The 25,087-nt window shown below is 70.5% G+C and carries 24 protein-coding genes; 11 read left to right on the top strand and 13 right to left on the bottom strand.

Features of this window, described 5'->3' with window-relative positions; all coding sequences use genetic code 11:
* Positions 1–56: 56 nt before the first annotated feature.
* Both NC595_RS17665 and NC595_RS17660 read right to left on the bottom strand, forming a co-directional pair.
* Complete coding sequence (locus NC595_RS17665) at positions 57–833, bottom strand: iron-containing redox enzyme family protein (protein ID WP_253568647.1); 777 nt, start codon at positions 831–833, stop codon at positions 57–59.
* Positions 834–1,245: 412 nt separating this feature from the next.
* Positions 1,246–3,987: a tetratricopeptide repeat protein gene (locus NC595_RS17660; RefSeq protein WP_253568646.1), complete on the bottom strand. Its 2,742-nt coding sequence runs from the start codon at positions 3,985–3,987 to the stop codon at positions 1,246–1,248.
* Positions 3,988–4,166: 179 nt separating this feature from the next.
* Between NC595_RS17660 and NC595_RS17655 the strand changes: the two genes are divergently transcribed.
* Genes NC595_RS17655 through NC595_RS17635 form a run of 5 tightly spaced genes read left to right on the top strand, consistent with a single transcriptional unit; the run spans position 4,167 to position 7,752 of the window.
* Positions 4,167–4,445 (top strand): hypothetical protein, encoded by a 279-nt coding sequence (locus NC595_RS17655; protein ID WP_253568645.1) that lies wholly within the window; start codon positions 4,167–4,169, stop codon positions 4,443–4,445.
* Between the two features lie 4 nt (positions 4,446–4,449).
* The gene (locus NC595_RS17650) at positions 4,450–5,538 is read left to right on the top strand and encodes a hypothetical protein (protein ID WP_253568643.1); all 1,089 of its coding nucleotides are present in this window, start codon (positions 4,450–4,452) and stop codon (positions 5,536–5,538) included.
* Between the two features lie 41 nt (positions 5,539–5,579).
* Complete coding sequence (locus NC595_RS17645; protein ID WP_253568642.1) at positions 5,580–5,945, top strand: zinc ribbon domain-containing protein; 366 nt, start codon at positions 5,580–5,582, stop codon at positions 5,943–5,945.
* 38 nt (positions 5,946–5,983) lie between these two features.
* Complete coding sequence (locus tag NC595_RS17640) at positions 5,984–6,979, top strand: hypothetical protein (RefSeq protein ID WP_253568641.1); 996 nt, start codon at positions 5,984–5,986, stop codon at positions 6,977–6,979.
* Between the two features lie 11 nt (positions 6,980–6,990).
* The gene (locus tag NC595_RS17635; protein ID WP_253568640.1) at positions 6,991–7,752 is read left to right on the top strand and encodes a hypothetical protein; all 762 of its coding nucleotides are present in this window, start codon (positions 6,991–6,993) and stop codon (positions 7,750–7,752) included.
* A gap of 19 nt (positions 7,753–7,771) precedes the next feature.
* On the opposite strand, the gene NC595_RS17630 is transcribed toward NC595_RS17635, so the two are convergent.
* Complete coding sequence (locus NC595_RS17630) at positions 7,772–8,161, bottom strand: MAPEG family protein (protein WP_253568639.1); 390 nt, start codon at positions 8,159–8,161, stop codon at positions 7,772–7,774.
* A 96-nt stretch (positions 8,162–8,257) separates the two neighbouring features.
* On the opposite strand from NC595_RS17630, the gene yjjG reads away from it, so the two are divergent.
* The 4 genes from yjjG (at position 8,258) to NC595_RS17610 (ending at position 13,095) form a co-directional block, all read left to right on the top strand.
* Positions 8,258–8,932 carry a pyrimidine 5'-nucleotidase gene (yjjG, locus tag NC595_RS17625; RefSeq protein ID WP_253568638.1) on the top strand — a complete coding sequence of 225 codons (675 nt, stop codon included), beginning with the start codon at positions 8,258–8,260 and terminating at the stop codon, positions 8,930–8,932.
* 85 nt (positions 8,933–9,017) lie between these two features.
* Complete coding sequence (locus NC595_RS17620; protein ID WP_253568636.1) at positions 9,018–10,682, top strand: FAD-dependent oxidoreductase; 1,665 nt, start codon at positions 9,018–9,020, stop codon at positions 10,680–10,682.
* A gap of 134 nt (positions 10,683–10,816) precedes the next feature.
* Positions 10,817–11,941, top strand: coding sequence for a carboxylate-amine ligase (locus NC595_RS17615; protein WP_253568635.1), 1,125 nt, complete (start codon positions 10,817–10,819; stop codon positions 11,939–11,941).
* A complete protein-coding gene (locus NC595_RS17610) occupies positions 11,938–13,095 on the top strand; it encodes a hypothetical protein (protein ID WP_253568634.1) in 1,158 nt (385 codons plus the stop codon). The genes NC595_RS17615 and NC595_RS17610 overlap by 4 nt, the downstream gene beginning before the upstream one ends.
* Before the next feature lie 137 nt (positions 13,096–13,232).
* Here NC595_RS17610 and NC595_RS17605 read toward each other — a convergent pair whose 3' ends face one another.
* Entirely contained in the window at positions 13,233–14,393 is a 1,161-nt protein-coding gene (locus NC595_RS17605) for an AAA family ATPase (RefSeq protein ID WP_253568633.1), read from the bottom strand.
* Between the two features lie 166 nt (positions 14,394–14,559).
* Between NC595_RS17605 and NC595_RS17600 the strand changes: the two genes are divergently transcribed.
* Positions 14,560–15,537 (top strand): NAD-dependent epimerase/dehydratase family protein, encoded by a 978-nt coding sequence (locus NC595_RS17600; protein ID WP_253568632.1) that lies wholly within the window; start codon positions 14,560–14,562, stop codon positions 15,535–15,537.
* 10 nt (positions 15,538–15,547) lie between these two features.
* On the opposite strand, the gene NC595_RS17595 is transcribed toward NC595_RS17600, so the two are convergent.
* The 8 genes from NC595_RS17595 to NC595_RS17560 all read right to left on the bottom strand — a co-directional run bounded on the left by NC595_RS17595 (position 15,548) and on the right by NC595_RS17560 (position 24,080).
* On the bottom strand, positions 15,548–16,603 hold the full coding sequence (locus tag NC595_RS17595) for a GNAT family N-acetyltransferase (RefSeq protein ID WP_253568631.1): 1,056 nt from the start codon (positions 16,601–16,603) through the stop codon (positions 15,548–15,550).
* Positions 16,600–17,583, bottom strand: a complete 984-nt coding sequence (nadE, locus tag NC595_RS17590) for an NAD(+) synthase (RefSeq protein ID WP_253568630.1) — start codon at positions 17,581–17,583, stop codon at positions 16,600–16,602. The genes NC595_RS17595 and nadE overlap by 4 nt, the downstream gene beginning before the upstream one ends.
* Positions 17,584–17,611: 28 nt before the next feature.
* Complete coding sequence (locus tag NC595_RS17585) at positions 17,612–18,502, bottom strand: HemK family protein methyltransferase (protein WP_253568629.1); 891 nt, start codon at positions 18,500–18,502, stop codon at positions 17,612–17,614.
* A 10-nt stretch (positions 18,503–18,512) separates the two neighbouring features.
* Entirely contained in the window at positions 18,513–20,075 is a 1,563-nt protein-coding gene (locus tag NC595_RS17580) for a class I adenylate-forming enzyme family protein (protein ID WP_253568628.1), read from the bottom strand.
* Positions 20,072–20,359 carry a phosphopantetheine-binding protein gene (locus NC595_RS17575; RefSeq protein WP_253568626.1) on the bottom strand — a complete coding sequence of 96 codons (288 nt, stop codon included), beginning with the start codon at positions 20,357–20,359 and terminating at the stop codon, positions 20,072–20,074. Before NC595_RS17575 ends, NC595_RS17580 begins: the two co-directional genes overlap by 4 nt.
* Positions 20,360–20,418: 59 nt before the next feature.
* Positions 20,419–22,368 (bottom strand): asparagine synthase (glutamine-hydrolyzing), encoded by a 1,950-nt coding sequence (gene asnB, locus NC595_RS17570; protein ID WP_253568625.1) that lies wholly within the window; start codon positions 22,366–22,368, stop codon positions 20,419–20,421.
* Between the two features lie 107 nt (positions 22,369–22,475).
* A complete protein-coding gene (locus NC595_RS17565) occupies positions 22,476–23,534 on the bottom strand; it encodes a hypothetical protein (protein ID WP_253568623.1) in 1,059 nt (352 codons plus the stop codon).
* 120 nt (positions 23,535–23,654) lie between these two features.
* Positions 23,655–24,080 carry a nuclear transport factor 2 family protein gene (locus NC595_RS17560; protein ID WP_253568621.1) on the bottom strand — a complete coding sequence of 142 codons (426 nt, stop codon included), beginning with the start codon at positions 24,078–24,080 and terminating at the stop codon, positions 23,655–23,657.
* Positions 24,081–24,150: 70 nt separating this feature from the next.
* Here NC595_RS17560 and NC595_RS17555 point away from each other — a divergent pair, with 70 nt between their 5' ends.
* The gene (locus NC595_RS17555; protein WP_253568620.1) at positions 24,151–24,618 is read left to right on the top strand and encodes a MarR family winged helix-turn-helix transcriptional regulator; all 468 of its coding nucleotides are present in this window, start codon (positions 24,151–24,153) and stop codon (positions 24,616–24,618) included.
* 13 nt (positions 24,619–24,631) lie between these two features.
* Here NC595_RS17555 and NC595_RS17550 read toward each other — a convergent pair whose 3' ends face one another.
* Positions 24,632–25,084 carry a nitroreductase family protein gene (locus NC595_RS17550; protein WP_253568619.1) on the bottom strand — a complete coding sequence of 151 codons (453 nt, stop codon included), beginning with the start codon at positions 25,082–25,084 and terminating at the stop codon, positions 24,632–24,634.
* Between the last annotated feature and the right edge of the window lie 3 nt (positions 25,085–25,087).

Raw genomic sequence — 25,087 nt, 5'->3', positions numbered from 1 at the left:
CCGGAGGGCACCGGACCGGGCGCCCTTCCCCTGTTTTCTCCTTCCGCGACAATCCTTTAGGCCGCGGCCTCGCTAAGCAACAACCGGTCCGGGCAGTTCTGGATGCACCGGTCCCCCAACAAAATCATGCTGGTGTAGCTTCGCTTGATGCACTCGGTAAGATGCGCCACGTCGTCGGCCGAAGGGTCCGTGCCCATCAGCGTGCAGACGATCTCCAGCGCTTCCCACGGGTGAGTGTCGTCATAAGCGGCATGAAGGTGCAACCACTTTAGCGCGGATGTTCTTACCGAAGGATCAAAGCTTTCCCGGTACTTCGTGCTGTCATAGATCATCTGTGACCACTCCCCGGTCACCCCCTCGATGGCGTAATTGGTGGCCACGATGCCAGCCGCCAGGCTGCCGCGGGCGCAGATGTCCTCGCACCAGCGAGGCAGGCCGTCGGTGCCGTGCGGGGGCGCCTCGCCGAGCAGGCGCTCGCGCGGTACGCCGGCGCCCTCGGACCAGTGAATCCAGTATTCGGCGTGGTTCTGCTCCACCCGGATGTTGCGCACCAGCCAGCGCCGGGCCAGGTTGTCGCCGGGACTGCGTCCGTAGCGGGTCTTGAGCAGGCTCAGCGCCATGAAGCTGGGAAAGCGCTCGATAAAGGGCCACAGGCCCAGCATGAAGTTCGCCGTGGACTCCTCGTCCAGGCGCAGGTCCATCATCAGCTTCCAGATCTCGTGGTCGAGAACGCGGGCCTTGGTGCTCTCGCAGTCGGCGATCATGTCCTGCGCCCATTGCGGATAGCTGGACAGTTCGGTGAGCGGGCCGGTGCGTTCGAAATGCTTGTTCATGCGGAACTCCTCTAGTGCCTTTGACGGACTGTGGCTGCCGGCTGGTCCGGCGCATCGTCCGGACGTCCGGTGATCGGGCAGCATCGATCCCGGAAAACGTCGCTCCGGTCCCTTGCAGGGCCGGGCCGGAGCGGAAAAGCCGTCTCAAGAGAGGAGGAGACCGCCGCGACGCCGCATCGGGCAGCGCGCATCCCCCCGGGGAAGATCGTGTGGACAGGCCACGGTGCATGATGCGATCCCGTTCGCATCCTGTGAGGCACGTGCCGTCCTGCCGTTCAGTCATGGTCCCCAGCCTCCCTGCCGCGGTCCGGGTGAAAGGCGATTGATACAGCATGGATGGGGTCACCGCGAGCACGGCGCAGAGAGATGGGTCGGGACGATGTGGGAAGCCGGCCCGGCGGAACCCCGGCGATCAGGGCGCGGTTCCGGGTCCCTTCGCCAGCAGGGCGCGGAACGGTGCCTGCTCGGCCTCGGCCACCCCGTCGCGCTGCATGTCCGCCAGCGCCTGCCGCAGGCGGGGCCGGGCCTCCCCGATCCGCCCCATCCGCCACAGGATCTGCGCACGCAGCGCGCTCAACACGGCGGCGCGGCCGGGATCGGAGGTGGTGCTCTGGTAGGCCGCCGGATCGACCTGGTCGATCAGCGCCAGTGCCTGCGCCTGCTGGCCCAGCGCGCTGAGCACGCCGGCCTCGGCCACCCGCGCGGCCTGCAGCACCGGACTGTGTTCGCCGGAGGTCCTGGCCAGGCCCCGCCCGGCGGCACGGATATCCGCCAGTGCCGCGGTCAGGTCGCCGGCATCCTGTTCCTGGGTGCCCAGGTTCAGCCGCTCGACCAGGGTGTACTGGCTGTCCGGCCCCCAGCGGTGCAGGGTGCGCTGGTAGACATCGCGCTCGATCGACAGCGCGCGGCGATCGTCGCCGCTGAGCGAGTAGAGGTAACCCAGCGTACTCAGCGTACTGATCGTGCCCTGCCCGTCCGGCCCCTGCACCGCGGCAAAGTCCGCCAGCGCCGCGCTGACCACCGGAAGCGCCTCGGCGTAGCGACCTTGCGCTCGCAGCGCATCGCCCAGCCGCGAGCGGGCCATCCCTAGCACCGCCCGGCCGATCCGCTCGCGCGTGAACGGGGCGCCGCCCAGCACCTGGCGGGCAATCCGCTCGGCGTCGGCCGCGCGTCCCAGGCGCAGGTCGCAGCCAGCCAGGCTGAGCAGGATGTGTGCCGCCATCGGCACGTCGTCCGGATGCAGGATGCGCTGGATGGTCTGTGCGGCCAGGTAGTTGTCGTAGGCCGCCTTCACCTGCATGCGCTGGTACTCGACGTCGCCGCGCGCGAGGTGCGAGCGCAGCCCGATCTCCGACACCGACTGCCGCCGCACGCCGGCATCGCGGTCGGCGCGGTCCAGTTCGCTGGTGGCCTGGTCGAAGTGCGACAGGTGTGCCTGCATCACCGCCAGTTCGTAGCGCGCCAGCAGCACGCGGTCGTCGTCGGGGCCGAGCGCCCCCTGCATCAGTTCGGCCGCCTTGCCGAGCTGGGTGCTGGCGCTGGCGAAATCGCCGGTGGCCCGGTAGGCGCGCCCCAAGGTCTGGTGCAGGCTCGCCGCCAGCAGCGGGGCCTTGCGGTAGCGGGCGTCGAGCCGCTGGGCGGCCGCATCGAGGATCTCGCGCAGGCTGGGGTTCTTCTCGTACCAGGCCGGGGAATCGCCACCGATGCCGGCACCGAGCAGATCCTCGTTGAGGAACCGGTTGGTGGCGTTGGCGATGGCCGCCTGACGTTGCGCCTCGTCGCGCGCCAGTCCGGCCCGGCGGTACTGCCACAGGCTCACACCCAGGCCGAGCATCAACAGCAGCACCGCCGCGACGATCCAGGGACGCCGCGCGCGGCTGCGCTCGAGCCGCCGCTCCGCGCGCATCGCACGGGCCTCGGTCTCGCGCAGCCGCTCGCGCTCCAGCCGGCGCATGTCGCGCCGACGCAGGCGGTCGGCCAGCTCGGCCACGCTGGCCAGACGCTGCGCCGGGTCGCCGGCCGTGGCCGCGGCAATGTCCTCGCGCAACAACTCGTCGTCGACCGCGGACTCCCAGCCCGGCGCCAGCGGCCGGCGCAGGTCGCCGACCCAGATCTGGTAGAGGATCAGGCCGAGCGCGTAGACGTCGCTCTGCACCGTCGGCGCCTGCCCTCCCAGCAGTTCCGGCGCCAGATACAACGGCGTGCCGCTGGCGTCGTCGGCGAGCACCTGGGTCACGGTCAGGCCCAGCGCGGTGATGCCGAGCTGGTCGAGGCGCTCGGGCTCCATCAGGCGGCCACTGCCGAAGTCGCCCACACGCAGGCGCCAGCCCGCGCCTTCGGGCATCACCAGCACGTTGGAAGGCTTGAGATCCTTGTGCAGCACGCCGACCCGATGCGCCGCGGCCACCGCGTCGGCGATCTGCAGGAAGATCGCTAGCCGGGCCGCCCCCTCCAACGCCGGCAGGCCGGCCGGGTCCTCGGCCCAGTGCGCCAGGCTGACACCGGCCCAGGCGCACTCGAGAAAGAACGGCGCGTCCTCGAAATTCCAGTCGATCACCCGCACGAAGTCGTCCCGGTCGCCGAGCCCCTCGTGCAGCACGCGATACAGCGTGGCCTCGCGCTTGAGCGCCGCCAACCGGTCACCGGCGGTGGCGAACTTGTAGACGCGTGCTTCGCCGGTCTTGTCGTGGCGGGCCAGCCAGACTTCGCTGCCGTGGGCCGGGGCCAGCTGTTCGCGCAGGCGGAAGTGGCTGCCCCCGGGCACCGGCTCGCCGGCCCGCAGGGCCAGCTGGCTGCGCAGGCGACGTCCGGCCACCGTGCGCTGGATCGGGCCGACCAGCCGGTAACCGACCCGCGGCACGTTGACGACCCGCCCGGCCTCGCCCGGCCCCAGCGCCTTGCGCAGCTTGGCCACCGCATTGGCCAGCACGTTGTCCACGGTGGGCCGACCGGCCCAGACGGTGTCGAACAGTTCCTCGCGGGTCACCACCTCGTCGGCATGGCGCAGCAACAGCGCCAGCACCTGCAGCGGGCGCTGCTCGAGATCCACGGCCAGGCCTCCCACGCGCAACTCGGCGCGCGCCTCGTCGAACTGCGCGTTGCCAAAACCGTAGCAGTACAGCGGTGGTTCGTCGCTGGGTGTGCCCGTATCCATGCATGCCTCCCCCGCACCCGACTATGCGCCACCGCCCGGCCCGGCGCGAGTCGCGGCGAGTGGACGCGGCGCGCCGCGGTGCCGCCGTTAGCGATCCGTTAGACCGGCGAGAGGACTTCCCGCCCCGCGCCATGGCGCAATCCGGCCACGCCTCCCGCCGGGGGCTTCGGGGATCATCGATGGACCTGCCTTGCCGCCATCGTCTCGCTCGTCTGTGCCTGGCCGTCGCATTGACTGCCGCTGTCGGCGGCTGCACCCGCACCGTATGGGTGGACGTGGACGCGACCGGCTGCAGCGATGCCTCGGTGCAAGTGATGAACCACGACCCCGACACGGTGCAGCGGATGGCCGCGGTCTGTGCGCTCAACGGCGCACCGGCCAACGCGGACGACATGCGCTGCCACCACCACACGCTCCAGGTCGGCTGTCGCGGCCCGGCGCCCAACCCGCCCAGGTGAAGCCATGAACGCCTCCGATACGCCCGCCGCTCCCACCTCCCTGCTCGGCGCGCTCGACGCCCTGCGCGGCCCCGGCAACCTGCTGCTGATGGCCGTCGGTGGCGCCGCCGCCGGCCTGCTCATGGCCATGGCCGCCGGTAGCGCCGTGCATGGCGGCCGGCTGACCGTGCTGATCGCCCTGCTACTGGCCTGGCTGGTCGGCACCACGGCCTACTGCGCCGTCTCGCTGCGTCAGTGGCAACGCCGCCACGGTGGCGCGGCGCCAGGACTGGTCGCCGCCGTGACCGGCGGTCTCGCGGTGGCCGTGAAGGTGCTGTTGGCCCTGCTCCTGCTGTTCGCGGCCCTGCTGGTGATCGTGGTCGCCGCCTGCCTGCTGTTCCTGCTCACGCAGATCCCGGGCATCGGACCGGCGCTGGACCACCTCGTGTTTCCGCTGGTGGCGGTGGTGATGGGTGTCGCGCTGTATGCACTGGGCTTCATCGCCGCGCCGCTGGCCACCGTGGCGGCCTGCGACGGGCGCTCGATCACCGGCATCGTCGCCACCGTACTGCTGGTGGTGCGCCGGCGACTGTTCGACACCGCACTTCGCGGCATGCTGCTGAACCTGGTCGCGCTGGCCGTGGTGGCGCTGGCAGCCGGCATCGTCACCACCGGCGTACTGTCTGCCGCCGGGATGCAGCATGCGGTGCACATCGGCCATGCCGCACCGGCCTACGCCGGCCACTACGGTGGTTATGGCGACGACGACATGGGCGGGGCGGGCTTCGCCGCTGGCCCTGTCGCCGGACTGATGGCGATGACCGCCAGCCTGCGCGACGTGGCTGCCTCCGCCTCGGTGCTGTACTTCCTGGCGATCAGCCTGGGCCTGGTGGTGCTGGCGGCCGGCTGGGTGGTGATCTTCGAGGAGACCGCACACGACCTCGACCCGCGCGCGCTGGAATCCAGTCTGCGCGCCCAGGCCGAGCGCGCCCGCCAGGGGGCTCGTGCCGCCCAGGACAAGGCCGTCCGGCTCGCCCGCGAGAGCGCGGCACGCGCCCAGCCGCCCGCGCCCGATGCCACCGCCCACCGCGACGAGCCCCCGGGCGCCGGCTGAGCGTCGCCCTCCTTCCCACGCGATCCCGCAGGAGTCCCGTCATGGCCCTGATCCAATGCACCGATTGCCACAGCGACATCTCCGACGCAGCTGCTGCCTGCCCGCGCTGTGGCGCACCGGTCCCGGTCACCCTCAAGCAGGGCCAGGAGCAATGCCCCTGGTGCATGAGCGTGGTCGACGCGCAGGCCTCGATCTGTCCCGGCTGCCGCGCCCGCAAGGGCTACGCGACCAACGCCTACGGCGTGATGGGCAAGGGCTCGGTGATCGCCTTCGGCCTCGTGCTGCCGCTGCTGATCACCGCGGCGTTTCCCCCGGCCGGCCTGCTGCTGGTGCCGGTTGCGCTGTTCTGTGCCTGGCGGCTCAAGCGCGGACCGGTCTGGTACCAGACCACCCGTGTCGGCGGCTGATCCGGTTCACCTCCTTACTTCCCGGCCAGGAGCCTGTCATGAGCTTGCACGATGATCTCCGCACACCGTTCCGCACCACTGCGCTCGCGCTGTCGATCCTGCTCGCCGGCTGCGGCTCGGGCCATACACCGACGCCGACCGGCAGCAGCCCGAGCGCTGACCACACCCCCGCCCGCTCGCCCACCGGCAATGCCAGTGCCGAAGAGGTGGCCGCCGAGCAGCGCGGCGACGTCGACTGTCCCGCCGACAAGCCCGCCGCTCCGGCCGGGACGCCGGTCGACGACTTGCTCGGCGTTCGCCCCGGCCTCACCTACGAGCAGGCGGCGCACCTCGTGCTGTGCGCCAACCCGCTGCTGGTGATCAGCGAGGAAAACGACCGCGGCTTCAACTTTCCCACCTATGGCCAGAAGCTGCGCCAGGCGTTCACCGCCCGCTTCGCCGAACCACGCGTGCAGAAGACCTCGCGGCAGATCATCCAGGAGATGGAGCGCGACACCACCGCGCGCGGCATGAACGCCGTGCGCCACGACCTGAAGCCGGGGCAGTCCAAGTGGTTCGTTTCCACCATGGGCATGCCGGGGCAGGAGAGGGTGATCGCGGTGGCCCGCGAGGAATGGTTCGACGCCGGCCGCAACCCGACCATGGACAGCGTGCAGCAGGCACTGGTCGGCAAGTACGGCCCGCTCAGCAAGCAGGACGGCAGCGGCAACTACCGTCGACTGGTGTGGATCTTCGATCCGCGCGGCCGGCGGGCCAGCGAGACCTCGCCGCTCTACAACCAGTGCAGCGGCATCGCCGACCCCGATGGATCGGTGAACCTCTCCCCCGATTGCGGCGTGGTGATCCAGGCCTACCTGTACGGCCTGCGCGACAACCTCGCGCTGGCGCAGCGCATGCAGGTCGGCGTGGTCGACCAGGCCGGCGGCTACGCCGCGGTCGACACCACCGAACGGGGCCTGGCCGCACTGGATGCACAACGCCGGGCCCGGCAGGTCCAGGACGCCAGCAAGAACGCCCAGGCACCGAGCCTGTAGGAGCACATGCCATGACCTCGCCACGCCCTCGCGGCACGCACGCCTTCGCTATCGCATTCGCCGCCGCTCTGCTCGGCGGCTGCAGCGGCAGCGCCCACGAGGCCGACGCTTCGTCGCCTGCCCCCGAGCGGCATCGGTCCGCCGCCGCGATGGCGCCGGCAGATGCCGCTGCCCGAGCCCCTGCCGACACGACCGAACCCGGCGATTTCGCCGCGCACACCGGCGAGCTGGACAACCCGGACAACCCCACCATGGTGTTCCTCTACTACGATCTGGCCGGGCTGCCGCCGCCGCTGGACGCATGGGTCGAGCAGGACACGCGGGTGGACAGCGCGGCCGGCCCCGACAAGGCTGCGCGCCGCGCCGAGGTCCGCGCCGAACTGCTTGCCGGCCTTCGCGCGGTGAGGAACGTCGGCGTGCTGCACCTGACCATGCAGGCCAACCTGAGCGACTACGACCCCAGCTACAACGAGTTCACCATCCGCGCGCTGTCACCCAGCTCGCAGGTGGAGTTCGAAGCGTTCCGGCAGAAGGTCGAGCTGAGCTTCGACAACGCGCTCGACGCACAGAGCTGGCACGTGCCGGCGGCGGATGCCCAGGGCATCCGCGACCGGATCAGCCGGCGCGGCGTGCAGCTGGATCTCACGGTGAAGATCGACAAGGTGCTGCCCGGTCCCGGCGGCGGCAGCATCGTCGCCCGCGTGCTGCACTACGACCTGCGCGAGAGCAACGGCAACACCCTGCTGGCAAGGGTCGACGTGCCTGCCCGTTGAGCCCGTGGCGGCGACCCGCTCAGAGCAGGCCGCCGAGCACCATCAGCAACCCCACCAGTGACACCGCCCAGACCACCGTGCGCAGGTAGGGAATGCCCACCACGTAGACCGGCAGGTAGGCCAGCCGCGCCCAGAAGTAGAGCTGCGCACCGAGCGCGGTGTGGGCGTCGGCCCGCTGGGCGACCAGGACCGCCAGCACCGCGGCGGCGAAGAACGGAAAGGTTTCCTGGAAATTGGTGCTGGCCCGCGCGGCGCGGGCCGCCGCCCCGGTCAGCGCGGCCACTTCGCCGTCGCGGTTGCCGGCGTTCCAGCGTAGGCCACGCCGTGCCGTCGACAGCGTGGCGGCGACCGCCACGTGGATCAGTCCCAGCACCATCGACCACACCAGCATCGTCAACTCGATCGTCATGCCACCGCACTCCCCAAGTCAGGCGAAACGGGCGGCCGCAGCACGCCGGGACGAGGCCGGGTATCGTCTACCGCCCCTTCCCCGACGCATACGCCCGTGAACTACCGCTGGATCCTCTTCGACGCCGACGACACGCTGTTCCACTTCGACGCCTTCCAGGGCCTGCGGAGGATGTTCGCCGCCCACGCGGTGGACTTCACCGAGGCCGACTACGCGCAATACCAGGAACTCAACAAGCCGCTGTGGGTGGCCTACCAGGAGGGGCGCATCGGCGCGACCGAGCTGCAGACCACCCGCTTCGACGGCTGGTCGCGCCGGATCGGCGTGCCGGCAGCCGAGCTCAACGATGCCTTCCTGCTTGCCATGGCCGAGATCTGCACCCTGCTGCCCGGCGCCCGCGCGCTGGTCGATGCGCTGGCCGGACACGTGCGCATGGGCGTGATCACCAACGGCTTCACCGCGCTGCAGCGGGCGCGACTGCAGCGCACCGGACTGGCGGACCATTTCGAACTGCTGGTGATTTCCGAGGAGGTTGGCGTGGCCAAGCCGGACGTGCGCATCTTCGAACACGCGCTGGAGCGCATGGGCCAGCCGCCGCGCGAGCAGGTGCTGATGGTCGGCGACAACCCCCACTCGGACATCCGCGGAGGCCTCGCCGCGGGTCTGGTCACCTGCTGGGTCAACGCCCACGGCCACGCCGCGCCCGAGGGGATCGCACCACATCACGAAGTGCCGTCGCTGGACGCCCTGCACCGGCTGCTACTGGACTGAGCCGACCGGTCGCGGCGCGGTGGCAGCGATGCCCCCGGCAGTGCGAGGATCGCCTGTGGCCGCATTGCATCGGGGAGACATCGCCATGGGCAGCAGCAACACGGCGCGGAACCGCGCCGACCAGATGTTCCCGGTGCTGGCACCGGCGGACATCGCACGCGTGAGCCAATTCGGCGAGCCCCGCCATTACGCCGCCGGCGAGGCGCTGTTCCGCACCGGCGAGCGCGACATCGGGCTGATCCTGGTGCTGTCTGGCGCGGTGGACATCCACCAGCACGACGGTACCGGCCACGTGGTGAGCGTGGCCCACCACGGTCCGGGCCAGTTCATCGGCGAGGTGAGCGGCCTCAGCGGCAAGCCCGCGCTGGTGGACGGCGTCGCCGCGGAAGACGTCGAGGCGGCGTTCCTCTCGCCGGCGCAGCTGCGCCAGCTGATTGTGGCCGAGGCGGACCTCGGCGAGCGCCTGATGCGCGCGCTGATCCTGCGCCGGGCGAGCCTGATCGAATCGTGCGCGGCCGGCCCGCTGCTGATCGCCGAGGCGGACGACAGCGGCCGCGCGCGGATCGGCAATTTCCTGCGCCGCAACGGCTTCCCGTTCCGCGCCCTCACCCCGACCGAAGACCCCGCCGTGGCCGAGATGGTTGCCGCCTACCGCGAATGCCCGAACAGCTGGCCGTTGCTGCTGCTGGCAGACGGCCGTCTGCTGCGCAATCCCAGCGACACCGACGTGGCACACGCGCTGGGCATGATCGGCGAGACCGCCTCCGACCGCGTCTACGACGTGGCCGTGGTCGGTGCCGGACCGGCCGGGCTGTCCGCCGCCGTCTACGCCGCTTCCGAAGGCCTGAGCGTGCTGGTGCTGGACGCGCGCGGCTTCGGTGGCCAGGCCGGCGCCAGCGCGCGCATCGAGAACTACTTCGGCTTCCCCACCGGCATCACCGGCCAGGCACTGACCGCGCGCGGCTTCGTGCAGGCGCAAAAGTTCGGTGCGGAAATCGCGATTCCGGCCTGCGTGGAATCGCTCGACTGCGAGGCCGCCGACGGCATCCACCGGTTGCGCACCGAAGACGGCCGCAGCTGGTGCGCACGCACCGTGGTGATCGCCAGCGGCGCCCGCTACCGACGGCCGCCGCTGGAGCACCTCGACCGTTTCGAAGGCCGCGGTGTGTGGTACTGGGCTTCGCCGATGGAAGTCCAGCTGTGCCAGGGGCAGGAGGTGGCGCTGGTCGGCGGCGGCAACTCGGCCGGGCAGGCTGCGGTGTACCTGGCCGGTCAGGGCTGCCGGGTGCGGATGATGGTGCGCGGCCCCGGCCTGGCGGCCACCATGTCGCGCTACCTGATCGACCGCATCGAGGCGAACCCCGCGATCGAGCTGATGACCGGCACCGAGCTGGTGGCGCTGGAAGGCGACGCCCGTGGCCTGCAATCGGTGCGTTGGCGCCAGCGCGCGGACCAGGCCGAAGGCGAGGCTCCGATCCGCCACGTGTTCCTTTTCATCGGTGCCGAACCGGCCACCGGGTGGCTGCACAGTTGCAGGCTGGACACCGACCGCAACGGTTTCGTGGCATGCGGCGGCGACCCCGCCTATCCGTTGGCCACCAGCCGGCCGGGCGTGTTCGCCATCGGCGACGTGCGCGCCGGATCGGTCAAGCGCGTGGGCGGAGCCATCGGCGAGGGCGCCACCGTGGTGGCGCAGATCCATACCTGGCTTGCCTCGCGCGACACCATGGAAGCCACCGCCACGGCCTGACCGGCCAGGAGCGGCCGTCCAGACGGCCAACACCGATCCGTCCGCCAGGATCTCCGCGGCGCCGCATGACGGAGACCGCGACGCCGGCCCCTGCAAAGGTGTCTGATGCGCTTTCCCAACACAGGAGAAGCGCCATGATCACTTTGGGTCTGGAAGAGGAAGTACAGGTGGTGGATGCGCGCGGCCAGCTGGTGCCGCACGACTTCAACGGGGAGCTGGCGACAAGCAGCGACGGGGCGATGGACCGGGAGATCCATCGCTGCGTGATCGAGTTGAAAACCCGGATCTGCCACAGCGTGCCGGACCTGGTCGCCGCCCTGGCCACGCTGCGCGGACAGGCCCGCCATCGCGCCGCGCTGCAGGGCCAGCAGATCCTGATCGCCGGGGTGCATCCCACCGCGCGCTGGCAGGATCAGGCCATGCACCTGGGGCCGGCGTTCCCGCACTACACCTCGTTGGTCGACGAGTACCAGGACATCGCCCGCAGCGCCTTCAGCTTCGGCATGCACCTGCACCTGGGATTCGAACCGGACGCGCCACGCATGGCGATCATGAACCGGCTGCGCCACGTGCTGCCCGAAGCGCTGGCGCTGTCGGCCAGTTCGCCGTTCTTCGAAGGCCGCGACACCGGCCTGCAGTCGTGGCGGCACAGCCTGCTCGACCGCTACCCGCGCATGGGCACGCCCGACGTATGGGCCAGCGAGGACGACTACACCGCGCACGTGCAGCGGCTGCGCCGCACCGGTTGCATCGGCCCCGAGCAGGGCCTGTGGCAGGACCTGCGCCTGCACCACCGCTACGGCACGCTGGAAGTGCGCATCATGGACACCCATCCGGACCTGGCGCGCATCGGGCTGATCGCCACCCTGCTCAAGTGGGAGGCCGAGACTCTGCAGATCGAACTGCGCCACGGCCGCGCCGGGCCACCGTGGGAACGCGCGTGCGTCGACGAGAACAAGTGGCGCGCCCGCCGCCACGGCATGGCCGCCCGCTGGATCGACTGGGACCGCGACGAGGTGATCGACACGCCCACCCGTTTCGAACGCTGGTGGTCGCGCATCGCCCCGCGCGCGGCGCACGCAGCCGAGCGGCACTACTGGGAACGCGAGCTGGCCGACGCACTGGCCGAAGGCAGCTTCGCCGACCGCGTGCGCCAGCGTGCCGAGCACGACGAACGCTGGTCCAGCACGCTGGCCTGGATGATCGCCCAGGGCGAGGACGACGAGATGCTGCTGGCCCGCGCGGAGGGCTGGTCATGAGCGAGCATCCCCGGATCGCCCTGCACCCGATGGGTGCCGAACCGCTGCGCCAGGCGCTGGCCGACGTGCGTGCGCCCCACCTGCCGCAGAGCCAGATGTCCGACCACTACGCGACCGGCAACCGCGCCCTGCACGACGCGCTGCAGGCCAAGGTGTCCCACCTGGTCGAAGCGCTCGACCCGCAACTGCGCGCGCCGCGTCCGCACTGGCATGGCGCGAAGGCGGACGTGCTGGCGCTGGACCTGGCCTTCGTCGAGCATCCGCAGCAGCCGTTCGAGCTGGCCTGGGTGGAGATCCAGGCCTTTACCTCGATGCTGCCGACTTTCCACACCCTGCACCAGGCGCAGCGCCGCCTGCACGGGCTGGACCGCCACTGGCTGCCGCACGACCCGGTACCCCACGGCAGCGACTGGGTCGGACATCTGCGCCGCTGGGTCGCGCCGAAGCCGGCGACGGTGTTGATCGAGGATCGCCCACGGCAGCGCCCCACCTGGCCCGACCTCGATGCCGCGCGCCACTGGTGGCAGATCGCCGTGCACGACTGGAGCGAGCTGCTGCCCGCGCACGGACTGCTCTATCACCCGGGCACCGCGCGCCACTTCGGCCATGTCTGGAACCGGCTGATCCTGTCCGACCTGGACCGTTTCGACCAACGCCGCGCCGAGGGCACGTTGATGGCGGCGGACCGGGTCAGCTGGCACAGCCATCCGGCCTGGTACGAAGGCATCCACAAGGGCAGCCTGGCCGACGTGGCGCTGGCCGAGCACGAGGCTTGTCATTGGGTGGAAGCCAGCCCGCTGTGCACCAACGGCTGGCAGGCCGCCGACCGATGGGTGGCCAAGGCGGTCGGCGGCCATTCCGGCAGCGGCCTGCTGCTGGCACCGACCGCCGAGCAGCTCGCCGCCCTGCCCACGCCGCGCCAGTGGATCGTGCAGAACCGCTTCCGCCAGACGCCGATCGGTGCGCACCCGGACACCGGCCAGCCGCTGTTCGGCGAAGTGCGTTGCATGCTCGGTCTGGCCGACGACCGGCCGCCGTGGGTGATGGCGTGGATCCTGCGCCTGTCCACCAACGGCATCGCCACGCTGACCGGCCGGCAGACCGTACCGGGCGAAGGCATGACGATGCTGTACTTCGACAGGAGCGAGGCATGAACCATCCCGTGCGCAGCTTTCCCCACCCTCCGTCGCCCACAAGGTGGGCTCCTACAGGCATCCATTCTGTAGGAGCGCACCCTGTGCGCGAAATACTGCGCCAGTCGCGGATGCACGGGCTTTCCCTCCTGTCCCGGTCATCGCTCCGGCCAATGCCAGGCCGGCTCATCCAACATGCGCTGGCCGACCAACCGCGTCTGGCTCAGTTCCTTTTCCAGTCGCAGCGTGTGGCAGGCGGGCGCCTGCTCCAGCGCGGCGATCAGCCGGGCAGCATGCGAGACCACCCACACCTGGCTGCGCGCGGAGGCCTGCACGATCAGTCGCGCCAGCGCCGGCAGCAGGTCGGGATGCAGGCTGGTCTCCGGTTCGTTGAGCACCATCAGCGGCGGCGGTCGCGGCGTATGCAGGGCGGCGATCCAAAGCAGGTAGCGCAGCGTGCCGTCGGACAGCTCGGCGGCCGACAACGGACGCAGCAAGCCGTGCTGGCGGAACGCCAGACCGAAGCGCCCGGCGCTCGCGGTCACCTCGACGCTGGCGCCGGGAAAGGCATCCTCGACCGCGGCATCCAGTGCGCGCGGATCGCCGATCTCGTGGATCGTCTGCCAGGCCGCGGCCAGGTCATGCCCGTCATGGCTCAGCACCGGCGTGCGGGTACCGAGTTGCGGCCAGCGTGCCGGCGCTTCGGCATCGGAACGGAAATGGTCGTAGAAGCGCCAGCCGCGCACCGTCTCTCGAAGGCGCAGCACCTCCGGCGCGCGCTCGGGATCGGCGACCTGGGTGAACAGGCTGTCGAACGGGTCGAGGTCGTCGGCCAGCACCCGCCAGCTGCGCCCCTCGCGGATGCGCGCCAGCGCGCCGCGGCGCGACACCAGCAGGTTGGCCGGGCGCAGGAACGGACCGGCCCAGATCGCCTCGGTCTTGATCTGCGGATCGGAGGCGAACCGTGACGAGGACGGCTCGGGCAGCCCGAGGTCGATCGCATAACCGAATTCGTCTCCGGCGAAGCCCATGCGCAGCGCCACCACCTCGCGTCGCGGCCCGCCCTGCACCGGTACCTCGCCCTTGCGCATCGCCCGGGTGATTTCCTCCGGACCGGCCCACAGCGTGGAACCTAGCCCGCCCTCGCGAGCCAGTGCGTTGACCACGCGCCCCTGTGCCGTATCGGCTAGCAGGCGCAGCGCGCGATAGAGGTTGGACTTGCCGCTGCCGTTGGCGCCGGTCACCAGGGTCAGCGTCCCCAGTGGCAGCACCAGCGAGCGCAGCGAGCGGTAATTGGCGATCGCCAGCGTGCCGAGCATGAGAGGATGCCTCCGTTGGCCGTCGTGTCCGTGGCGGCGCCCTGCCGTCTTCGGCATGCTGGAGCGCGAACGTCGCAACGGGTGCGACGCAGTCCCTTTCCGCAGCGAATGAACCCAGGAGCGGTTCGACGATGATGCCATCCCAAGACCCTCGTCCGGTGCACGCATGAGCACGGTCTTCCTCACCGGTGCCAGCGGCTTCCTCGGCGGCCACCTGCTGCACGAGCTGGCCGGCGCCGGCCACACGGTGCGCGCGCTGTCGCGCAGCGAGGCGTCGGACACGGCCATCGCCGCGCAGGGCGGACAACCTGTGCGGGCCAGGCTGGACGACACCGACTCGCTCGCCGCTGCACTGACTGGCTGCGAAGCGGTATTCCACGCTGCCGCCGACACCAGCATGTGGAAGCGCAACGCCGCACGACAGACCGCCACCAATGTCGACGGCACGCGGCAGCTGCTGGCGGCTGCGAAACGCGCCCGCGTCGGCGCCTTCCTGCACACCTCCTCGGTGTCGGCGTACTCGCACCTGGTGCGTGGCATGATCACCGAGGCCACGCCGCAGCGCGGCGGCGACAGCTGGATCAACTACGAGCGCAGCAAATACCTCGCCGAGCAGGCGGTACGCGACAGCGCACTGCCGTGGATCGTGTTCAATCCCTCGCACATCCTCGGGCCCGGCGACCGGCACAACTGGTCGCGACTGATTCGCCTGGTCGATGCGCAGAAACTCCCCGGCATCCCGCCCGGCATCGGTGCCTTCGCCGACGTGCGCGAGATCGCACGTGCACAGCTGCGGGCATGGCAGCGACAGCGTTACGGCCAGTGCTACCTGCTCGGCGGCGAGCAGGCCAGTTTCGTCGACTTCGTGCACCGCGTCGGCGCCGCCCTCGGACGCCGCACGCCGCGGGGCGCCACGCCGGCCTGGGCACTGATGGCCTACGCCCGCGTGCTGGACACGATCGCCCGGTTCAGCGGGCGCGAGCCGGACGTGACACCGGAAGGCGCGGCGCTGACCTCGCATCACCTGCGGGTGGATTCGTCCAGGGCCATTCGCGAGCTGGACTACGTGGAGACGCCGCTGGATTCGCTGCTCGGCGACACGCTGGCATGGATGCGCAGCGAAGGCATGCTGGCCGCGCGTTGAGCCGTTCCGGCTACTGGTCTTCGTCGGCGGCAGTCAGGTGCAGCGCCGGCGGGGTCCCTGCCGCGAAGCCCCGCTGCCAGCGACCGATGACCGGACGGCGGCCGCGTTCGCGAAACCCGGCCTGCTGCCAGGCCGCATGGCAGGCCGCGGTGGCCATGCACTCCACCGAGACCGCGCCCAGGCCCTCGCGCCACGCCGCGTGGAGCAGCAGGTCCAGACAGGCGCGCGGCACGCCGTCGATCGCGCCGGCCGACCAGAAGTCGCGCACGTGCAGGACGCCGCCCTCGGCCTGGCAGGCGAACCATGCGTGCAGCGTGCCGTCGCGGGCGGATACCAACAGGTAGCGCGTCGCCACCATCGGCCACGCGTCGAAACGCCATCGCAGGAAGACACTGTCGCGCGCGGCCAGGGCCGTATCGCCCAGTCGGGATCGCTGCCACAGGGCATCCATGCGGGGATCGACCCGGTCGCTCCATTCGGCAGTGAGCGACCGGGCCCACGCACCGCGCGCGAACAGCGTCAACGCGACGGCGGTATCGACCGGCAGCGCGGCGAGCGCCGCCAGCCAGCCGGGCATGCGCCGCGCGAGATAGCGACGGCTGCGCAACACCCGCGCGTGCCGGCGCATCTCGCCGAGCACCGCGTAGCCGAGCCGCTTCACCACGGCGAGCGACTTCGGATTGGGCACGCCGTACAGCAGATCGAACCGCTCGGCGGATGCCTCCATCAGGGCCGCCTGCAGGATCATCGCCGGCCCGAGGCTGCGGTGTTTCGGATGTACCGCGAAATCCACCAGCACGCCGGCTTCAAGCACCCGCCCGCTGGTCACCATGCGTCGAGGCCCGGCCGAACTGACCCCGACCCGCTCACCGCTGGCCCGGTCGCGCAGCAGGCACACCGTCGGCTCGCCGAACGGGCATTGCCGGTAGAACCAGTCGATCTTCGGACGGTGCGCCTCGGGCCGGCCCAGGCGGCTGACATCCCAGATCCCGACGATGTCCGCCACATCGTCCGGCAACCGCGCCGGTTCGATCGTGTACGCGGGGGAGGACGGCGCGCTGCTCATGGCATGGCGGGGGGCGAGGTCAGGCTCAACGGGGGCAGGTGAAGATAGCGCGTGCTGCGCCGCTTGGCGCGGATATCGGCGTAGACCGCTTCGGCGGCTTCGGGCGCCAGGCCCAGTGGCCCGCACAGCGCGGCCGGCGGCAAGTCATGTTCGAGCGCCCACAGCGCCAGGTCCATCGAGCGCCACGGCAAGGCGAAATAGAACTCGTCCTGCCCCTGCGCCAGGCTGTAGGTGTCGGTGGTCGGCTCGGCCGTGGCCACGCACTCGGGCAGTTCCAGGTAACGCGCCAACGCATAGACCTGCGACTTGTACAGGTGCGCGATCGGCTTGAGGTCGGCCGAGCCGTCACCGTTCTTCACGAAGAAGCCCTGGTCGTATTCCAGCCGGTTCGGCGTGCCGACCACGGCGTAGTTCAGGCGGTCGGCGTGGTGGTATTCGATGGTCTTGCGCAGGCGCTGCTTGTAGTTCGTGGCGGCGACGATCTGCAGGTATTCCGGCAACGCCATCGGCGCGTCGAAGCGGCGTCCGTCCGGCGCCTCGGCGACCAGCCGGAAATGGTTGATGCCACCCTCGCGGCCGCCGGCGATCACCACCTTGATGCGCCAGTCCTCGCGATAGTCCGGCAACACGCGGCGCACCGCTTCGTCACGCGAGCGGTAGCAACCGATCGCCTCCAGCGCCGGGGCAATGTCCTGCGTCTGCACGCGGATACCGAGGAACTCGGCCAGCGCTCCGGCATCGCGTGCGCTGCGTCCGGATGAATCCCGCTCGGGCAGGATCAGCGAGTAAACCCGCGATGCCCCCACCGCGCGCACTGCCAGCGCGGCACAGACCGAGCTGTCCACGCCCCCGGAGATGGCCACCACCAGCCCGCGCCGATGCAGCGTCTGCGCCAGCGTGGCGCGTATCCACGCGACGATGCGCTCCACCTCGGCGGCCGGATCGATGTCCAGCACGTTCCAGTCCAGCGCGGCCGTCATGCCGTCGCCTCCCCCGCCATCCGCCCGTTCACGCCCGGCGCGCCAGCAGCGCGCGCACCACGCCCTCGGCATCGGGCAGTTCGCGCACCTCAGCGTAGTTCGTGTCGCGCTGCAGTCGGCGCGACATCGCCGGCCCCTGCCCCTTGCCGACCTCGAATGCCAGCCAGCCGCCGGACCGCAGCATGCGCGGGGACTCCTCCACCAAGCGCATCAGCAGGGTCACCCCGAGCGGACCGCCATCGAAGGCTTCGCGCGGTTCGTGGCTGGCGATCTCCGGGGCCATCACGTCCACCTTGCCGCTCTGGATGTACGGCGGCGCGGAGGTGATCAGGTCGATCCGGCCGGTCAGGCCCGGCTCGTCGAATGGCGCCAGCAGGTCGCCGCGGCGGAACTCCAGCCGGTCCTGCATGCCGAGCAGGCGCCCGTTCTCCCCGGCCAGCGCCAGCGCCTCCTCGCTGATGTCGCCACCCATCACGCGCGCCCGCGGCACACCCCAGGCCATCGCATAGGCCACGTTGCCCGAACCGGTACAGACATCCAGCGCCAGCGGTTCGCCGCGCACACCGTCGAGCAGATCGACGGCCGCCCGCGCCATCAACTCGGTTTCCGCGCGGGGAATCAGCGCACCCGGCGCACTGAGCATCTCCAGCCCCATGAAGTTCTGCCGCCCGGTGATATAGGCCAGCGGCTCGCCGAGCAGGCGCCGCTGTACCAGTCGCTCCAGCACGGTGACCGCGGCCGGACTGGCCTCGATCGCCGGTAGCGGCCGGCGCATCGCCACGTGTGCGGAACACGGACGCCCCGCCGCGGTATGCCACAGCGCGCGCAGGGCGCTCTCGGGCGTTTCCTCCGGCTTGTCGGGCAACACCTGCAGGCCATCGGTGAGACGGGACAGCATGCCCTCGAACAACACACTCATCGATGCGACCTCACGATGCGAGCGACTCCAGCAGTGCGCGCTTGCTGACCTTGCCCGAAGGCGTGCGCGGCAACTCCTGCACGAAAACCACTTGCTGCGGCACCATGAAGCTCTCCAGTCGCCGCAGGCAAAGCGCACGGATCTGCCCGGTGCTGAGGCAGGCATCGTCCTGCAGCACCACGTAGGCGCGGATCGCCTGGCCGAGCAGCTCGTCCTCGACACCGACCACCGCCACTTCGCGGATACCGTCGATGGCGCTCATCGCGTTCTCCACCTCGACCGGGCTGACCTTCTCGCCGCGGGTCTTGATGATGTCGTCGCTGCGACCGACGAAGTAGAGAAAGCCATCCTCGTCCATGCGGAACAGGTCGTGCGTGCACAGCACCCGCTCGCCCGGCAGCCGCCCCGGACGCAGCATGTGCTCGGACAGGTCCGGACGGTTCCAGTAGCCGAGCATCACGTGCGGACCGCGCACGTGCAGCACGCCGATCTCGCCCGCCGGGGTCGGTTCGCCGGAGGGCGAGAGCAGGTACACCTCGGTTCCTGGGATCGCCTTGCCGACCGAGCCGGGACGCTGGTCGACCAGCTCCGGCTCGAGGTAGCTGACCCGCTTGCACTCGGTCAGGCCGTACATCTTGTAGATCAGCGCCCGCGGAAAGATCTCGCGCAGGCGCGCGGCGCTGTCGTCGGACAGCGCCGCCGCGGTATTGGTCACCCGCGTCACGCCGTCGAAGCGCAGCGGCGACTTGCGGTGCGTGGCCAGCAGCATGGCGAACATCGTCGGCACGCCCGGAAACACCGTGACGCCCTCGGCCTGCATCCGCGCGAAGACCTGCGCAGGGAAGGTGAACGAGCGCTCCAGCACCAGCGTGGCACCCAGCCTGACGGTCATCAGCAACTGGTATAGGCCGTAGTCGAAGGCCAGCGGCAGCGCGCACAGGATGCGATCGTCGGACGACAGCCGCAGGTATTCGACCAGGCTGCCGCCGGCGAACACCATCGACTGGTGCGACTGCATCACGCCCTTGGGCGTGCCGGTGCTGCCCGAGGTGTAGATCAGTGCGGCCAGGTCCGGGCCGATCACGGTCGGCTCCACCGGCTCCGGCGCGGCGTCGCAGGTGGCCGCATCGAAGGACGATATCGCGCGATGCTCCGGGCATTCGCCGGAGCAGATCACCCCGCCAGGCAGACGCGAGCCGTCCAGCAGCGGCAGGAACTGCTCGCCGATGTGCGCGTCGGTAACCAGCACTCGCGCGCTGCAGTCATCGAGGATGAAGGCGAGCTTGTCCGACTTGGTCTGCGGGTTGACGACCAGGAACACGCCACCGGCGATCAGCACCGCGTAGATCGCCACCACCGCAGGCCAGCCGTTGTCGAGGTAGATCGCCACCCGGTCGCCGCGGCGGACACCGCGCGCCTGCAGCGTTCCGGCGAGGTGCCGTGCCGCCTCGAGCAGCTCGCGGTAGGTGTATCGCTGGCCTTCGGCGATCACCACCGGCTTGTCCGCCGTGGCCGGGTCGCCGGCGTGCTGCAGCAGGCTGTCGTGCAGCCGACGGATCTCGCGCGCCGTCATACCGCGGCCGCAGCCGCGACCTCGCTGTTGATGGCGCGATGGACGAATCCGGCCATGCTGTCCACCGAGTCGAAGTTCTGCGGCAGCAGGTCGTCCGCCTTCACCGAGATGCCGAACTGCGTCTCCAGGAACATCGCCAGCTCCAGCACGCCGGTGGAATCGATCACGCCCTTCTCGAGCAGCGACGCGTCGTTGGCGAGGACGGAGCCGTCATCGCTGAACATCAGGTTCTCCAGGATGTACGTCCGGATGTCGGCCGTAATCCGCGCCAGTTCTGCACTCACTCACCACCCCCTGTTTTGTGAATTGCATCACATTTTCGGGTTATCTGCTCGACCGGCGGTCAGACCCCCGATCCGTGCCTGACCCGTTGGCGATGCACCAGCATGGTCGACAGGATGCCGACGAAGGCCTGGTTGTCGGCGAAACCGATCGCCTGGCCACGGCGGCACTTGTCGAACAGCCGCCCGACCCGGTCCGGGTGGAAATAGCCGGCCTCGCGCAGGCTGTCGCCGCTCAACACATCGGCCACATAGTCCAGCGGCTCGCCGTCGAAGAAGAAGCTGCCTTGGTCCGGCGCCCGGTACGGCTGCTTGGTGCGCTGGCGGATCTGCTCCGGCAGCAGGCCGGCCAGGGCACGGCGCAGCACATCTTTTTCGGTCAGGCCGCGGATCTTCCAGTGGTCGGGCAGGCGGTTGCCGAACTCCACCACGCGATGGTCGAGGAACGGGTAGCGCCCCTCGACCGAGTGCGCCATGGCCGGCCGGTCGCCCTGCATCGGCAAAAGGTAGGACGCCAGCAGCGAATGCGCCTCCACGTACTGGTCGCGGGCGAGCGGGCTCCAGCGCCCGATCGCCGGCGGCAGCGTGGCCTCGAAGGTGGCCAGCGGATCCCAGCCTTCCACCTGGGCGCGCCACTCCGCCGAAAAAAAGGCCAGCGCGCGCTGCGAGGTGGTCCAGCGCGGCAGATGAGCGAACACCGCCCGATCGCGATGTTCCATGCCGCGACCGAAGAACGACTGGGCCATCGCCGCATTCGCCACCGGCGAGTGCGCCAGATAGCCGTACAGACGCTCGAACAGGCGCGGGCGCCAGGTCGACCCGGGCTGGCGCGCCCAGAACCGGCGCACCTTGGCCTCCTTGAACAGGTCGTAGCCGCCGAATACCTCGTCGGCACCCTCGCCGGTCAGCACCACCCGGAAGCCATGCCGCTGCACGTCGCCGGCCAGCAGCATCAGCGGCACGCCCGCGGTGCGCAACACCGGCGCCTCGGTGTGCTCGATCAGCTGCGGGAACGCTTCGCCGATGTCGCGCCGGGTGCAGCGCAGCGTGGTGTGCTCGGTGCCCAGATGGGCGACCATCCGCGCCTGGAAATCGCTCTCGTCGAACTCGGCGTCCTCGAAGGCCACCGAGAAGGTGCGCAGTGGGTTGTTCGTGTAGTGGCGGATCAGGGCGACCACGCCGGAGGAATCCAGCCCGCCACTTAGATAGGCGCCGACCGGCACGTCGGCCCGCAGTTGCAGCCGCACGGCATCCACCAGCAGTTCGCGCAGCGCGCCGGCGGCCTCGTCGATGGAGCCGAACGGCCGCTGCTGGCGGCCATCCTGGAGCTCGGGAAACTCCCAGTCCCAGTAGCGCCGCAGCGAACGGCGACCGTCGGCCTCCAGCGCCAGCACATGCCCCGGCGGCACGCTCGCCACGTCGCGGAACACCGTACCGGGATCGATCGTTCCCCAGTAGGTCAGCGCCTGCGCCACCCCGTGCGGGTCGAGCACGCCCAGTTTCGGCTGCACCGCCAGCAGCGCCTTCACCTCCGAGCCGAACCACAAGCGGCCACCCGCGCTGGCGTGGAACAGCGGGCGGATGCCGGTACGGTCGCGCGCCAGCAACAGGCGGCGGCGCTCGGTGTCCCACAGCGCGATGGCGAACTGGCCGTTGAGGTGATCGACGAAGTCGTCCCCGTACTGCTCGTACAGGTGGACGATGACCTCGGTGTCGGAATGCGTGTAGAACGCATGCCCCTGCGCCTCCAGCGTCCGGCGCAGCTCACGGTAGTTGAAGATCTCGCCGTTGAGCACCGTCCACACGGTGCCGCGCTCGTTGCGGATCGGCTGCTGCCCGGTCGCCAGGTCGATGATCGCCAGTCGCGCGTGGGCCAGCCCGACGCCCTCGCCCAGGTGATAGCCGAACCCGTCCGGACCGCGATGGCGCAGGGTCCGGATCATCCGCCCCAGCGTCCCGCGCGTGACTTCCGGCGTGTCCTGCCCTCCGACGAATCCCGCTATCCCGCACATGCGATGGGGCTCCCCCTGCCCGGCCCGAACGCGCTAGTTCGCCAGCCCGGCGGCGCGCGTCGTCCCGGCGGGACACGAAGCATAGCCGCTGCGCCGGGGCGACCGGCTCAGTCGACCACCATCAGCACGCACTCGTCGGCCCCGAGGGCCCGGCAACACAGGCCGATCACGTGCGCGGAACCGTCTCCGGTCATCGGCTCCATGGCGCCCTGCAGCAGGCCAGCGAAGAAGGTGCAGCCGGATTGGTCGGTCTTGCCGCACAACGGGCTGGCTCCGAGATGCACCTGCCCGCCCTGCAGCTTCGCATCGAGCAGCTCGCCCAATGCGGGCAGGCCACGCCTGGCCAATGCCTCGTCCGGACTCAGGGGCAGACCACGGGTTCCCTGCCGGGCGGCGATCCAGCGCCCCACGCGGGTGCCGGCCAGCTCCAGCGATGCCAACCGGGCCCCCGGAACAACCGCCTGTTCCATCGCCCGGACCAGCGGCAGCATCGCCGGATAAGCCCCGGGCAGCGCCCGCATCAGGCGCTCCACCGCGACCGGATCGGCATCCAGCGGCGTAGCCTCGCCGGACATCGGCGCTGGCGCGGGGACCGGTGCGGGCGTGGGTGCGGGCGGCGCCGGCGGCGGCGCGGCTTCCTTGCGCCCTTCGCGCGTCGACGGGATTCGGGTCATCTCGGCTGGCCAGGCCGCCCACGGAGGATCGGCGTCGATGTCCAGCACGGGCAGCGGCTCGATCGCCGCGGCATGAGTGGTGCGCTCGGGGGCCCGGTCGAAGAACGCCATCGCCTCGGTGTCGGACACGCGCGGCGGTGGCGGCATCGGCGGCCCGGTCAGCGAGCGCTTGCCCGGCACGGGTGGCGGGGCCGGAGGTGGCGGCGGCACGTAGTCGAACCGGCGCGCGGCGGCGAAATGGGGGCGCATGTCCTCGCCGTCAGCGGGCTCGATCGTGAAACTCACCACGCGCTCGAGCTTGCCCAGAGCCGCATCGAGCGCCCGCCGGGAACGCCGATGCCCGCGCACCATCAGGGAGAGCAGCACGCCATTGCGGTCGTCGACCAGCCGATGCCGATGCAACACGAACCCGTTCGCGGCAACGATCCGACCGATATCCAACAGCAGACCCTCGCGTTCGAGGGCAAGGATCTGCACTTCCAGCTCGACCATCAGCGTCCCCTGTCACTTGGCGCCGGCACCGGGCAGCCGGCGCCGCCGACTTGCCGTTCGGACGGCAGGGGGCGACTGTCGCACAAACCGGCCGCCGGCGGCATGCCCGGCGCCGCCCGGTCAGCCGTCGAGGCGGCGCCAGCCCTCGAAGACTTCCTCGCGCGCGATGCGGCCGTCGCGCATGTGGAACACGTGCAGCAGGCGCAGCTCGGCGCGCGCACCGATCGGCACCGGCACGTTGACCAGGCCGTCGCCGGTAATGCGCAGGCGCACCAGGCACTCGTCCACCACCCGGTTGGCGGTGGCGAAACGGTCCATCGGATGGATCTCGATCTCGGCCATCGAGGCGAACATGCGCACGTAGTTGTCGCGGATCGCTTCGAGCGTATCGAAGCGCTGGCCGCGGCCCGGGATCTCCAGCACGGCGTCCTCGGTATACAGCGCGAGCACGCCGTCCGGGTCGCGGGCCTCGTCGCGCATGTGGCGGTCGACCACCTCCAGGTTGCGGGCGACCGGGTCGGAAACGGGGTGAAGCTGGGCGTTCATGGACATCTCCAGTTAGTCAGTCTTGCTGACTAAATTGGACAGACAATCTGACTATGCGTCAACATGACTCATGGCTAAGACCTTTCCCGACCGCCAGCGTACGCTCGGCAGCCTGCTCCGGCTGCCCTACCAGGCCCTGCAGTCAGCCGTGTATGGCGCCCTGGCCGAACGCGGCTTCGACGACATCCGCGCCGCGCACAGCGCGGTGTTCCGCCACATCGACGCCGACGGCACACGCCTGACCGTGCTGGCCGAGCGCGCCGGCATGACCAAGCAGAGCATGGCCTATCTGGTGGACGCGCTGGCGCAGGCCGGCTACCTGACCGCCGCGGCCGATCCCCAAGACGGCCGCGCCCGGCGCGTACTGCTGACCCGCCGCGGCGATCAGGCGATGACCGCCCTGCTTGAGCTCAGCGCCGACTTCGAGCACCGGCTCGCCGAACGGCTCGGGACGGCCCGGATGGCCCGGCTGCGCACCTTGCTGGAGGCTTTGGCGGACGTGGTCGAAATCGCGCCGGACGGCGCGAACGCAACCTGAACCCGGCCCGCGCTCAGGCGACGAAACTGGCGTAGGCCTCCAGCGGCTGCCGATCGATCGCCGGCACCGTGCAGCCCTCGGCCGGATGCCCGACCACCAGCAGCAGGAACGGCATCTCGTTGCGCGGACGCCCCAGCAGCTCGTTGAGGAAACCCATCGGGCTCGGCGTGTGGATCAGCGTGGCCAGTCCCGCGCGATGCAGCGCGGCGATCAGCGGCCCGGCGGCGATGCCGACCGACTCCTGCGGGTAATAGCGCTTGTGCTTCCGACCCTGCGCATCGAAGCCTAAGCGTCCGTAGAAGATCCCGATCAGCCAGGGCGCGGTCTCCAGGAACGGCTTATCCGCGTCGGTGCCCAGCGGCGCGAGCGCCTCCAGCCATTCGTCCGGTGCACGCCGCTCGTAGAACTCGCGCTCCTCCGCCTCGGCCGCCTCACGGATGCACCAACGCAGCGCTCCCTTCCCCACCGC

This window comes from Dyella lutea (genome assembly GCF_024158035.1).
Lineage (GTDB): Bacteria > Pseudomonadota > Gammaproteobacteria > Xanthomonadales > Rhodanobacteraceae > Dyella_A > Dyella_A lutea.
Note: the sequence above shows the minus strand (reverse complement) of the source record. Positions and strands in the feature narration are given on the sequence as shown.